Annotated in this window: 11 protein-coding genes; 1 reads left to right on the forward strand and 10 read right to left on the reverse strand. The window is 38.7% G+C overall.

The window, feature by feature from the left end:
* The first annotated feature begins 1 nt into the window (after nucleotide 1).
* On the forward strand, nucleotides 2-2,161 hold the full coding sequence (locus FGQ66_RS00145) for a GH92 family glycosyl hydrolase (protein WP_230315170.1): 2,160 nt from the start codon (nucleotides 2-4) through the stop codon (nucleotides 2,159-2,161).
* A 342-nt stretch (nucleotides 2,162-2,503) separates the two neighbouring features.
* Here the strand turns inward: FGQ66_RS00145 and FGQ66_RS00150 are convergent, their stop codons facing one another.
* From FGQ66_RS00150 to FGQ66_RS00195, 10 genes are all read right to left on the reverse strand, one after another.
* Nucleotides 2,504-3,556, reverse strand: coding sequence for a PTS sugar transporter subunit IIC (locus tag FGQ66_RS00150; RefSeq protein ID WP_005876116.1), 1,053 nt, complete (start codon nucleotides 3,554-3,556; stop codon nucleotides 2,504-2,506).
* Between the two features lie 14 nt (nucleotides 3,557-3,570).
* Nucleotides 3,571-4,509 carry a 2-dehydropantoate 2-reductase gene (locus tag FGQ66_RS00155; protein WP_138301341.1) on the reverse strand — a complete coding sequence of 313 codons (939 nt, stop codon included), beginning with the start codon at nucleotides 4,507-4,509 and terminating at the stop codon, nucleotides 3,571-3,573.
* Nucleotides 4,510-4,794: 285 nt separating this feature from the next.
* Complete coding sequence (locus FGQ66_RS00160; protein WP_138301342.1) at nucleotides 4,795-5,958, reverse strand: type VII secretion protein EssB/YukC; 1,164 nt, start codon at nucleotides 5,956-5,958, stop codon at nucleotides 4,795-4,797.
* A gap of 204 nt (nucleotides 5,959-6,162) precedes the next feature.
* The gene (locus tag FGQ66_RS00165; protein ID WP_138301343.1) at nucleotides 6,163-6,456 is read right to left on the reverse strand and encodes a WXG100 family type VII secretion target; all 294 of its coding nucleotides are present in this window, start codon (nucleotides 6,454-6,456) and stop codon (nucleotides 6,163-6,165) included.
* Between the two features lie 372 nt (nucleotides 6,457-6,828).
* Complete coding sequence (locus FGQ66_RS00170; protein WP_113845223.1) at nucleotides 6,829-7,467, reverse strand: P-loop nucleotide/nucleoside kinase family protein; 639 nt, start codon at nucleotides 7,465-7,467, stop codon at nucleotides 6,829-6,831.
* Nucleotides 7,451-8,320, reverse strand: coding sequence for a class II fructose-bisphosphate aldolase (locus FGQ66_RS00175; protein ID WP_138301344.1), 870 nt, complete (start codon nucleotides 8,318-8,320; stop codon nucleotides 7,451-7,453). Before FGQ66_RS00175 ends, FGQ66_RS00170 begins: the two co-directional genes overlap by 17 nt.
* 22 nt (nucleotides 8,321-8,342) lie before the next feature.
* The gene (locus tag FGQ66_RS00180) at nucleotides 8,343-8,735 is read right to left on the reverse strand and encodes a hypothetical protein (protein ID WP_081134653.1); all 393 of its coding nucleotides are present in this window, start codon (nucleotides 8,733-8,735) and stop codon (nucleotides 8,343-8,345) included.
* Nucleotides 8,736-8,755: 20 nt separating this feature from the next.
* The gene (locus FGQ66_RS00185) at nucleotides 8,756-10,045 is read right to left on the reverse strand and encodes a PTS sugar transporter subunit IIC (RefSeq protein WP_138301345.1); all 1,290 of its coding nucleotides are present in this window, start codon (nucleotides 10,043-10,045) and stop codon (nucleotides 8,756-8,758) included.
* A gap of 24 nt (nucleotides 10,046-10,069) precedes the next feature.
* Nucleotides 10,070-10,372, reverse strand: a complete 303-nt coding sequence (locus FGQ66_RS00190) for a PTS sugar transporter subunit IIB (protein ID WP_081134657.1) — start codon at nucleotides 10,370-10,372, stop codon at nucleotides 10,070-10,072.
* 20 nt (nucleotides 10,373-10,392) lie between these two features.
* Entirely contained in the window at nucleotides 10,393-12,474 is a 2,082-nt protein-coding gene (locus tag FGQ66_RS00195) for a BglG family transcription antiterminator (protein ID WP_138301548.1), read from the reverse strand.
* Between the last annotated feature and the right edge of the window lie 352 nt (nucleotides 12,475-12,826).

Below are 12,826 nucleotides of genomic sequence, written 5' to 3' on the forward strand. Positions count from 1 at the left end.
TATGGACATCCAACAAATCGATACCCGACACGGTACCGCGAATCAACCAAATTTCTCCAACGGGAATTGCCAGCCCTACACTGGCGTTCCTTTTGGAATGAACTATTTTGCACCACAAACAACAGATCAAAAAGGCAGTTGGTGGTTCCATCCAGAAGATCGTGTGTTTCAAGGCTACCGTCTTACTCATCAGCCAAGTCCTTGGATGGGTGATTTCAGTCATTTTGTCATGACTCCTTTCACAGGGGAATTGCCAGAAAATACGTTATTCCATGCGCAAAGCTCTTATCGACCAGAAGAAAGTATCTTTGCACCAACACACGTATCTATTCGTCAATTGCGTGACGGAACACAATCGACCCTCATTCCAAGTATGTATGGCGGGATCTTAACGATTGATTATAGCAAAAAAGAAAGCGGTTTACTTCTGACTTTTCCTGGAAAATATTCTCTAAATGTAAAAGATAGTCATACCGTTTTCGGCCAGATCACGCATTTTGCCGGCTCAGAAGATCCTGATTTTACGTTTTATTTTGTTCTAAAATTCAATCAGCCGCTCTTAGCGAAAACTCGTGTAACAAATTCCGGTGAACAAGCCGATTCCATTCCATTGTATTTTGGTGATGTTAGGAATTTAGTTGCTCAACTGGGAACTTCTTTTATCAGTGAAGAACAAGCTCACTATAATTTGAACCAAGAGCTTCATCAAGAAGCTGCTGATTATTTGAAAAATAGCCGAAACCAGTGGCAAGACTACTTTGATCGCATAAAAATCGAACATCATGATCCAAAACAAACACGTACCTTTTATCATAATCTGTATCGGACTTTCTTATTCCCACAGACCTTCTATGAGATCGATGCTAATGGTCAAAAAATCCATTATGATACGACTAGCCGCACTGTAAAGTCTGGTGTACTCTACACAAATAATGGCTTTTGGGATACGTATAAAACTGTTTATCCTCTTTATTCCTTGATTGCCGTGGAGAAATATGAGGAAATGCTCGAAGGCTTTTTAAATAGTTATAATGAAACCGGCTTCTTACCAAAGTGGCTCTCGCCTGATGAACGTGGATTGATGCCAGGCACATTGATCGATGCAGTTATCGCAGATGCGGCGGTGAAAGGTATTCGAGAAGATTTGATGGAAAAATTTTTAGAGGCGATGCATAAAGGTGCTACTGTTCAAAGTGCGAACCAAAACTATGGACGACAAGGAACAAAAGACTATCTTGAATATGGGTATGTACCAAGCACTTATCATGAGTCGATCAACCATACATTGGATTATGCCTACAGTGATTTTTGTATCAGCCAAGTAGCTAAAGTGCTAGGAAAAGAAAAAATCAACCAACATTATCAGCAGCAGGCATTGAATTACCAAAATGTTTTCGACCAACAAACAGGTTTTATGCGTGCCAAAGATGTAGACGGAACTTTCAGAGAACCTTTTTCTGCTATCCGTTGGGGCCAAGATTATGCAGAAGGTAGTGCTTGGCAAAGTAGCTTTGCTGTCTACCACGATTTCGCTGGCCTGATCAACGCCCATGGCGGAAAGCAAAAATTTGAAGAAAAATTGATCGAATTATGCAACCAAGCACCAAGCTTTGAAGTGGGAGGCTATGGTTTTGAGATCCATGAAATGAGTGAAATGGCCGCTATCGAATTTGGTCAGTTAGCTATCTCGAATCAACCAAGTTTCCATTATCCTTATCTTTTTAGCTATATCGGAAAACCAGAAATGGCTCAACCTTTGCTCAAACAATTGTTGACACAGACTTTTGATGATACGCCGACCGGTTATCCAGGAGACGAAGACAATGGCAGCATGGCTGCTTGGTATATCTTCAATAGCTTAGGATTTTACCCTGTAACGCCAGGAACAGGCGAATACGTTATTGGAATGCCACTGCTAGATAAAGCAACCATTGCCTTATCTAACGGAAAGACGCTGACTATCGAAACGTCACCTAATCAGTCGCAGCATCAATTTATTCATGAAGTAAAAAGAAAAAATCTCCCTCACACAGATCTTTTCTTTACTCACGAAGACTTGTTAGAAGGCGGAACGATTTCTTACAGATTAGGTATTGTGCCAAACGCAGCTTACCACCACGAAAGTGCTCTACCTTATTCCTTGTCGGAGGAAATCGATTAAATAGTTTCAAACGATAGCTTTTATTTTGCTATTCTCCCTATAAAATAAGCTTGGATGAACGATTGATTCACTATAGAAGGACTTTCTATAATCGAAAAAATCAACATCCAAGCTTATTATTAGCTGTGCTTAAACCAAATTATCCCAAGAGGGTTTCCAAGAATGGCTCCACCAGATTTTCTGTCTTAAGTGAGGCAAAAAATCACTTTCTTTTCCACTTGATCCAAACAACCGACCTTTTTTGTTTTCAGTAGCAGAACTCTTATTGATTGTTTTTGATCAGAGCCCCACGAGTTTATCGTCAGTGGATATTCTTGGAAATTTTTCTGACTTTTTCACAGACTAACCTAAAAATTTAAATACATCTTCTCTATCATAGAGTTTCAATACTTTTTCAAAGATGAATTGTGTCAGTAAAGCCGCAATCAAAGGCACAACTAGCCAACATACAAAAGTAAGAACGAGACTCAATCCTGCATCTAAAGAAGCTAAAGGTCCGACTAAACCAACGACGCCAAATCCAGCAGATGACGGTGTTCCAGAAATAGAAAACAGTGCAACTGGAATAGCGGAAATCACCGCACTGACCAAACATGGAACTAGAATGATTGGTTTTCGAAACAGGTTAGGCATCATCATTTTCATCGCTCCGAGCGCAATGGCGATCGTTACTCCAGGTTTATTGACTCTCCACGAATTCACAACTAAAACGATTGTAGTAGCTGCAACACCCATAGCAGCTGCCCCCGCAGAAACGCCGTTTAATTGGATCGCCATACCGATTGCTACTGTAGAAATCGGTGAAATGATCAAAAAGGCGAAAGAACAACCAATCAAAATCGACATCAATAGAGGTTGTAGCGTGGTAAAATTATTGATCAATGTACCGATTGCTGAAGTAATAGCTGTCACATAAGGATACAAGTAATACCCGATCAAACCGGCTCCTACCCCAACAACAATTGGCGTCAATACAATTGCGACAGAGCCAAAACGTTCACCAATCAATAAGATCAAAAGAACCGCTATCGAGGCAGTAAGCATCGTGTTAATGATGTCTCCTGTTCCAGAACCTACATAAGTTCCTGTTTCCCCAAGATCAGGCGCAAATTTGACTACCCCTGAACCTACAAAAGCTGCTCCAGCAACTACCATCATTTTCATTGGATTAAACCCAAATTGTAATGCAATCAAACCGCCGATGATCAATGGCGTTGCTAACTGAAAAACAACTGCCATTTGTGCGATTGTCACTGCTATCGAATAATCACTAAAATATTTTAAAATGGCTCCTAATACTGCATTTGGGATTAAACCAATGATGATTCCTGTAGCGGTTCCTGCCAGTACCTTATTTAGAAAAATTTTTGGTGATAGATGTTTTGTCTCTTCCATATAATCTCGCTCCCTCATTTTACATTTAAACTATCTTCCTTTGCATGAACAAGTTCTGTTAAGAAATCGCAATACGGCGTAACTATGCCATATTTCCTACCTTTTCTAGAAATAGCACCGTTGATATAATCGATTTCAGTCAAGCGATGATTCTTGATCAAGTCCTGATACATGGAAGGATAATGCATTCCAATCGTTGCTGGGTCAAAGCATGATTCACAATGTGCAATCACCTCTGGAATATCTAAATGGATATTTTCAAATGCAGCAACTTTCGCAAATTCATTGACGATTGTTTCAACCATTTTATGTGCGGTCGTGGTCTTGCCTAATCCAGCCATATTCACGTCTAAGATCGTACACAGCCCATTCATCGTTCCATTCACACATGCTTTTCGATAAATAGAATAACGAATATTGTCAGAGAATTTAGCGTTTAAACCAGATTCCGCTAATTTACGCGCCAATTCTTTCGCTGCTGCTTCTTTCCCAGCACCTAAATTTTGTAATTCGACTGAACCGTCACCAAATAATTTTACTTGGCCTGGACCTTCTAAGCCGGCTGTCCACATTGTATTCCCGATATAGATATTCTCCATTGGAACAAACTTCTCGATGATATCTTCGTGACCGATACCATTCAGCAAACACAATACTTCCGTATCTTCTTTGATCAACGATTGAATGTCTTTCAACATTTTTTCCAACTGCATCGCTTTCGTAAATAAAATGATCAAATCAACTTGGTCAGTTTCACCTACTTCTGATTGCAAAAGGATCGGTAAATGGGCCACTACTTCTTTTCCGTTGTAGTTCGCTCTTAGTCCATGTTCTTGGAGTTGTTGGACATGTTCTGCCCACCCATCGATCAACAAGACCTCATTTCCTCCTTGTTGTAACATTAAACCAAAGCGGCTGCCCATCGCGCCAGCACCTGCAATAGCAATTCTCATTTCTTATTCCTCCTTTTTTGAACATTATACCCGTGTGGGATTTGCTTCACAATCTCAACTAGTCATTTATCTAAATTTTTTTTGAATAAATGATACTGTTCATCTTGTTCTATTTTCAATGATTCTTTCATTCGTTGTACCATTCCTTAGTTTGACATCCTTTGTTGTAGTTTGCTGTTGACGTTCATTTGCATCGATTTCAGAGGACCAATCAGGCTTTTTTTCTTATCCCGTCAGTGAAACGAGGAATGGAGCTTACCATCCATAGGAATACTGGAACGTTTTTTAGTCAGTGATGAATTTTCCTTTTACTAAATCGGAATAGTACTCAATTGCTTCTTTATACTCTGTACGTAGTTCCTGTTTTTTCTTACTCTCCATCTGTTGCTTTGTTTGTGACTCATCGTATAACTTGGTATAGACGTATAAAATAGCCGGTTTATCTTCAGATTTCTTGGCGATCTCTAACGCCTTTTCTAAAGCTCCTTTCCCGATATACACCCAATAAAGCAACAAATCATCACTTGCTTTTTTTGATAGTAGCTCTAAGATCCCTCTTTTTTGTTTGTCAGCTAATGTGGCTACATGGACTGAACTTACCGCCAATACATATCGAGTAGATTCCGAAAGATCAGCGATTTTATCCTCTCGTAACACCATTAAAACTCCTGGATAATCCTCATCAATAAATAATGCTTTTGCTTGGCTGAGACGTTCGAGTGTTGGTATTCGTTTTAGCTGATAGTCGCCAACGATCCCCATAAAACAACTTGTCAGGAAAATAAACATCACCATTCCCCATTTGTATAACCTATACTTACACTTTTTCACAAAGAAATTTTCTGTTTGACGTTTGTTTTTTTGTTGGACGATCCGTGTTCCTATCAATTGATGGAGCTCGTTGATCGTTTCTGCTTCTTGTATTTTTTTGGAAAAGACGTCCCTAAATACACTGATGCCTTCCATCAATCCTCGATAATCAGTTTCAGGATGTAAGATAGCCAAGAGCAGCGCACGATACTGTTTAATAAATAAGGACTGCTCCGCCACATAAGGAACTACAGCTTGTATGAATCCCCGATGTGCGATCCTCAATTCTTCACCAAAAATAAATAGATTGTCAGGATGGAGATACGGTTGAACTGGGCTACCTAAGAAATCCACTAGATCTCCCATTTTTTGGGCAATCACCAATCGTTGATAAGGATCGATCTTCTTTCCTATTTGTGCTAAAGACTGCATACCTTTTTCTTTGTGATATCGGATCACTAATTTTTCTTCTGTAGAGGAGAGGATTTCTCCGACCATGAAATTTTTTTGTTTCTCTAAAAATAAACGGTATTGATCCATTCTTTCTAGTTGATATTGTGTTTCTTTTAAAGTTATCACCACATAATCTTGTGTCTCTTGCAAGGTAAGTTCTTCTGTGCTTTTGCTTTGTCCATTCAAAACACCAACCCCTCGATTATTCAACTTTCTTTTATTGCGAAAGAATCACCAGTTCTTAATGGATCATCAGCTAGGACATCCTCTTCCCTCAGTCGAATTGCTTTATTTACTATCACTAAGTCAAAAGAGGGTGGCAACTGTAGCTGTACCTAACAAAGCTTTTTTCACTCATTTTGCTATGCCGCTATGTACACATGACTACGTTTAAAACCCAAAGGAATGCGCATCTTCTTGGTCTCGTTGTGCAACCGTAGTCGCGTAATTCGTTAGTTGCCGATCAATGTTTTTTAGTAGCTCCTCCATCTTTTTGATACTTCCTTCTAGTTGGTTGTATTGTTCAAGATATGCTTGAAAGGCTCGGCCTTTCCATTCTTGGGCAATTTGCTGATTCATCGTATTGACTCTTAGCATTGCATCCTGTAGTTGTGTTGATGCTTGCGAATAAACTTTTGCTTGAGATTTTAACTGCTCTGGTGTGACTGCAATTATTCTTGACACCGCTCTCCCCCTCTCAACGTGTTGACTATCCACTTGCTATTTTATTGCTCAAAATAATATACGCCTCTCTTTGTTTTTTATTCGAGGTCAAGACAACGTTTATTCGAGAGTCAGCAGCAAAACTGATTTTTAGATTTGTCTCACTCTCTCTAGTTGCAGAAAATGCTTGGAGAATAGAATTGGAATGAATACAGTCTGACTTGTTAAAGAAAAAAGCGGCAGGAATGAAGTATTCCTCAAAAAGAGGCAACTTCTATTCCCGCCGTTTATTCAGAGCTAGTAAGAAAAAAATTTGACTTTTTGCTAAATCATATACATGCTATCCTGCCGATTTTCCACTTTCGTTACGTACATCAAAAATGACATTCTTGATCATTCATCATGTGCAACTTGACACTCTAATCGATCGAGTAGCGGTGTATAATCTACTTTGGTAAAGTCAGTAACATCAAATTCATAAAGGGTTCCTAGTGCGAAACGATCATATTGTCGCGCATTAATTATTTTTTTAAATGCTTCTTTTGTGATGTGATTCGTGCCCATTGATCGATCTTCTAACTGGTCCCCATAGTGGTAATGATCCATGATATAACTAAGATGCCGTTCTGGTTCGCGATCTCTTTGATGACGACGTGCCCATAAAACCTCAAAATCAGCGACTAAACGAATGGTAATCACTTCATACTCATATTTTTTTGCTAAAAACTGCAGTTTCTCCTTTTGTTTGTCACTAAATGGATATTCGGAAACGATCACTTTTTTACCAGCTTCCATATATAATTCCAATGCGTGATAAAAGAATGGATAGACTTTGTTTTTTTCTTGTTCTGCTCGTTCTCTTAAATTATTAAAACCAAGCGATTCTGCATAATATTCCTTGATTTCATCAAGTGTGATCGTATACATGGTAGGAAATCGTTCACGAAGTTTGCTCATTAAGTAGGTTTTGCCAGTTCCAGGACTCCCAGCCAAAAGAATGAAATACTTTTTTCGTTTACTTCGTTTCTGCATAGATCCCATTTCCTACATTTAAAAATAACCCGATTTTATGCTTGATGATTTCCTTTACAGCTTCATTGGCTGGGATAACATTATAGCGTAAAGATTTGCTGATTTCTGTTTCACCGAAAGTTGTTTTAGCCGTTTTGGTCCAGTTTACTAATAATTCTGTTCCAACATTGAATTTGCGAATGCCATTGTTGATCAATTCTGGATAATCTTCTTCTTTTACGCCTGTTCCACCATGAATAACTAATGGAACATCTACTACAGCGTTTATTTCTTTTAATAATGGAAGATTCACTTCCGTTTTGGATTTGAACTGACCATGATTCGTCCCGATTGCGATTGCTAAAGCGTCCACCCCTGTTGCTGCCACAAACTCTACCGCATCTGCTGGTTTTGTATAGATCTTATCATTCTCAGCTACGTGAATTCCTTCTTCCGTACCTCCAATCGTCCCTAGTTCTCCTTCTACAGAAACACCATGAGCGTGGGCATATTCCACCACAGCTTTTGTTTTTAGAATATTTTCTTTAAAAGGTAAATGAGAGCCGTCATACATCACAGACGTATAGCCACTATCGATTGCTTGCTTGATATCATCAAAGTCACGTGCATGATCCAAATGAAGAACTGCATCGATCATTTCTTCATTGGCAATGGTTTTTACCACGTTGACCAATACATTCATCCCAATATATCTTGCCGTATCGACACTTGTTTGGATAATGATTGGTGCCCCCATCTCTTTCGCTGCACGTAACATTTCCGGCAACATTTCTAGATTATGCGTATTAAAGGCACCTACCGTAAAATTCAATGCTTCTGCTGTTTTGGTTACTTCTTTTAATGTTGTATACATTTGTTCATCCACCTTTATCGTATTAGTTGTTTCCTTTGATCGTGACTTTTTTGGCTATTTGCCGCATATCATCCATTTTCCCCATATAATAATCAATCCCTTGATCATCACCTTTACGCGCAGCCTCACCTCTTTTTCTGTTGTAAAGGGACATCAATCGCTTATACCCATCCCCGATACTTTCTTTATGTGCCAAACTATTTTCTAAAGCAGAGATTGCTTGTTCGATTTCATCCAAATCAGCATAGTCAAGCCCTATTTGTTCAAATAGTTTTGCCTGTTTTTCTGACTCTTCACAACTAGCAAGTTCTTGCTCAAGCTTTTTGATTTCCTGCTGGAGTCTAGTACATTCTTCCTCAGAAAGACTAGGCATTTCTTTTGGTACTTCTTTTTTCTTTTTTTTAAACCCAAACATTTTCTTTTCCTACTTTCCTTTTAAAATACTTTTAAGATAGGACTTAAGATCCATGCATAGAATAAAGCTGCAGCGACTGTATCGACATCTGTTGCAGTCGCATTGATGAAGCCCATCGAATTGAAGATCGTTACGAGTAGTGCAGGCAATAATGTAATAAAAAATCCATGGGCAATCCCGCCAATGATGGCACCGCGTCGTCCACCAACAGCATTTCCAAAGATTCCTGCTGTACCACCTGCAAAAAAGTTAGTCAACATCCCTGGTAGAATCATCGCTAATCCAAACAATGGTAAAGTAAACATTGCAATGACTGTCCCGATCGTCGTCGTTATAAACCCTAAGATCACTGCATTTGGACTATATGGAAAGAACACTGGGCAATCTAAAGCGGGGATGGCATCTGGCACTAATTTCATTGCGATCCCGCGAAAGGCTGGAACGATCTCACCAAGCAATAATCGAACACCAGCTAATAAAATATAGACCCCGACAACAAACTGTATTGCTTGCAAGAAAGCAAACATAATGTAATTTTGCCCTCCTGATAATTCTGTAGCAAAAGACTCTCCGGCAAATAATACCGTGATGATATAAAGAGGAACCATGACCACCATGACCGATAAGTAGGTATCTTGTAAAAATTCAAAATGAGCAGGTAATTTGATGTCCTCGATCGACTTTTTATTCTTGCCACGTTCACCAAAAAGCTTGGCTACTCCTGCTTCAAACAAATATCCGATCGTACAAAAATGGCCTAACGCAATGTCATCAGAACCTGTGACTTTACGAATGATCGGCTGAGCCAATGCTGGCATGGCAATCGCAAAAATTGCACCAATAAATCCACCAACCAGTATCAGCACAAGTCCGCGTAATCCAGCAAAATAACCAAAAACAGTTGTCATAGTAGCCATCCAAAGTATTGCTTGACCTGTCAAGAAAATATATTTCCACTTTGTAAAGCGTGCCAGTACTATATTAAAAATAAAAATAGCTAAAAAAGTTAACGCAATATCTCTACCTAGCCCTAGTTCATTCATTGCTTGTCCATTGATTGCCTCAATAGATGGAATGATTCCTTGCATTTGAAACCCTTCGGTAAAGATTTGACCAAAGTAGGTCAGACTCCCTACGATGATACTTGAACCTGCACTTAATACTTGGAATCCCAACAATGTCTTCAACGTTCCCGAGATGATCTGACCAGTGGATTTCTTTTGTAACACTAGTCCTAACATCGCAATCAACGCAATGGTGATCGATGCCTGAGTCAAAATATTTTCTATGATAAAATTGATGACGCCCATTGTCTCTCCCCCTGTATGGTATTTTTAGATAGCTCCCTTGTTCAGTAAAACTGGCGTTAATTTTTCTTCAATTTCACTTTTTGAAACGATATTTTTCAAATAAACCATCGCAGTACTCGGATCAAGCGTAAATTTTTCAAATTGTGAGCGGAAATTCTCAGCAGTGATAATCACATCTGGTCTCATGGAGACAGCGGATGAAATATCACAGTGATCCAATTTAGCTTGCACTCCTAACTTATTCAAAACATCTTCTGCGGACATTTGAGCTGCAAAACTACTTCCTAAACCTGCACCACATACAAATAAAATATTCAGTTTATTCATTTTCTTCTTCCCCTTTTTAACTACTGAAACAGTAGTGTTTTAAACGTTTCGATTGTTTGGCATTTGATCAGTTTGGTTAATTTCTCCTCATTGTTGATCAGTTCAATCAATTCTTTCATGATTGTCAGATGTGAATAAGAATCTACAGCAGCCAGGCAAAAAATGATTTTTACAGGGTCCATATCCTGATTTCCAAAAGCAATCGGCTGTTTTAGCGTAGTGACACTAACGCCTAATTGATTCACTCCGTCTTCCGGTCGTGCATGAGCTAACGCTAAGTGCTTCCCAATCACGATATAAGCACCATATTCCTCTACCGCCTGGACCATCGCATCGACATAGCGTGGTTCAACGATGTTTTCCTTTACTAAGGGCTTAGCGACTAATTCAATCGTCTCCTGCCATGTTTCTGCTTTTTCTTGAATCAGAATATGACTGTCAGTCAATATATCTTTTAACATTGGTTGAATCTCCCTTTTATTGATCTCTAAATCGTTTTTTTCAAATAATGTCTCTAAACGAGAGTAGATATGACGATCAATCTTTCCTCCGCTTCCTTCTACTATCGCTAAAATATCAGTGAACAAGCTAGTTGATTCTTTCGTTTCAGGCCTTATTCGCTGAAAGTTATGATGAACTTTTAAAAATTCTGCTACTATTGGCCGATTATTCTCCGTTAAGATTGGATCAATAACAAGCACCGGTTTACTTTGATAAGCTAAGTTGAATGTACTGAAAATCAAATCAACGTCTAATTTATCCACTAATGGTACTTCTTTGGAACTCAATACTGCGAGAACCTCGATTTGTGGAAATTTTTCTTTGAGATTCTCTGCTAAAAGATTTCCCGTGGCCACCCCATGATTGCAGACAACCACCGATCTATACTTAGCGATGACATTTTGTCGAAGTGCACTAGCGATAGTTGAAAAGTGAATGACTAGAAAGGCGATTTCATCTTCGATCACTTTACCAGAAGCTACTTCCTCGATTACGGGCATGAATTGGGCAACCACACGATAAATCGGTTCATATGTCGTACGGATATTTTCTTTTAGTGGGTTGATGACTTGCACATTGTTTTGTATCCTCACGATCAGTGCAGCGATGTGCTTGTAGAGATTCTCAAATAGTAGTTCTTCCTTTAGATGGAATGGGATCGCTGTTGTTTTTTCAACGAACTGGATCAATTGAATCGTCAACAATTGTGCTTGGACCCACTCAAACGTATTGGAAATATCTCGTGAATTGAATGTTTCGATCATAAATCGCAAGTAATTACGTTCCACCTGCGGAATCTCATCCAACTGGAATTCTCGTCGTATCTGCTCGATAAATTCAGAAAAATCTGCTTGTTCATCATCAAAATTTTTCCAAGTCAATGTCGAGATCCACTCATGCTTTTTCACCCTCTGAATCCAGATCAATGTAAGCAATAAAAGTTGACTTTTATAAATCTCATCTTCTTGTCTTGCTAGTATATGGGAATAGATTCTTTCTATTTTTTTGATGTCTTCTGTAGAAAAATAACGATAGAATATCTTTTGTGAGGGCGTGACCTTGAGTTCATCCGTAAAAGAAAAATCGATCCTTCCTAATTGTTTGTTGATCAAATCGTAAAGCATCGTACGGATCGTGCGCTCTGCTCCTTTGTATACCAACCCCTGTTTTCCATAACTAACGATTTCGATACCATATTTGTTCAACGCCGCTCTCAAACGGCGGATATCTTCATCCATCGTACTCTTTGAAACCATAAAATCTGCTTCTTTACGATTAAGAAAAACAGGTTGAGTGTCGTATGCGATGGCTAAGACTAACGCAAAGATCCGTTCTTCTCGACTCAATATCTCCTCATGAAATGTAGCTAATTTTGCCATTAACTTTTTTCTTTCATCCTCAGTCAAACATAATAAAAATCCTTTATTTCGTATAGATTTTATTTCTGACAACTTCTGGTTCCTTAACCAGCTGTTAACCTCAAGGATGTCTTGACGAATCGTTCGCTTACTTACATGGTATTCTGACGCTAACTGCTCCGCGTTGACCGGATAGTGATATTCTCTAAACTTCTGAAGTAATTCCACCGTTCTCGTTTTCATCATTTGATTTTCCTTTCTGTGCTAAGTATATGTTTGCGCTTACAAATAAAAAAGTAGAACTTTGTGCCACTTGAACTGGCAGACAATCAAGCATATCCGTTTGATGTTTGATTATTATTGAGAAAACAATTCTATTAAAATATAGTATTCTAAGAGTACACAAAATCAAATCAGTTTTTTTCTTCGTTTTTCTTTTTTGCTAAGAGCGTGGGACAAAAGTAAGAAGCGCTTTTGTCTCATCCGTTAAAAATGAATAAACGGTGGGAGCAGAAGCAACTTCTTCTTAAATAAGTCGAAATTCACAAAAATTTGAAAAGCAAATCTCTGAATTTCTTCTTATTTCTTGGAGTTA

This window comes from Enterococcus sp. BSD2780061688st2 D3 (genome assembly GCF_005844145.1).
GTDB lineage: Bacteria > Bacillota > Bacilli > Lactobacillales > Enterococcaceae > Enterococcus_B > Enterococcus_B durans.

Bases quoted from the DNA above. Each gene is read 5' to 3' on its own strand.
- FGQ66_RS00145 (WP_230315170.1), top strand. From the start codon at position 2: ATGGACATCCAACAAATCGATACCCGACACGGTACCGCGAATCAACCA.
- FGQ66_RS00150 (WP_005876116.1), bottom strand. From the start codon at position 3,556: ATGGAAGAGACAAAACATCTATCACCAAAAATTTTTCTAAATAAGGTA.
- FGQ66_RS00155 (WP_138301341.1), bottom strand. From the start codon at position 4,509: ATGAGAATTGCTATTGCAGGTGCTGGCGCGATGGGCAGCCGCTTTGGT.
- FGQ66_RS00170 (WP_113845223.1), bottom strand. From the start codon at position 7,467: ATGCAGAAACGAAGTAAACGAAAAAAGTATTTCATTCTTTTGGCTGGG.
- FGQ66_RS00175 (WP_138301344.1), bottom strand. From the start codon at position 8,320: ATGTATACAACATTAAAAGAAGTAACCAAAACAGCAGAAGCATTGAAT.
- FGQ66_RS00180 (WP_081134653.1), bottom strand. From the start codon at position 8,735: ATGTTTGGGTTTAAAAAAAAGAAAAAAGAAGTACCAAAAGAAATGCCT.
- FGQ66_RS00185 (WP_138301345.1), bottom strand. From the start codon at position 10,045: ATGGGCGTCATCAATTTTATCATAGAAAATATTTTGACTCAGGCATCG.
- FGQ66_RS00190 (WP_081134657.1), bottom strand. From the start codon at position 10,372: ATGAATAAACTGAATATTTTATTTGTATGTGGTGCAGGTTTAGGAAGT.
- FGQ66_RS00195 (WP_138301548.1), bottom strand. From the start codon at position 12,474: ATGAAAACGAGAACGGTGGAATTACTTCAGAAGTTTAGAGAATATCAC.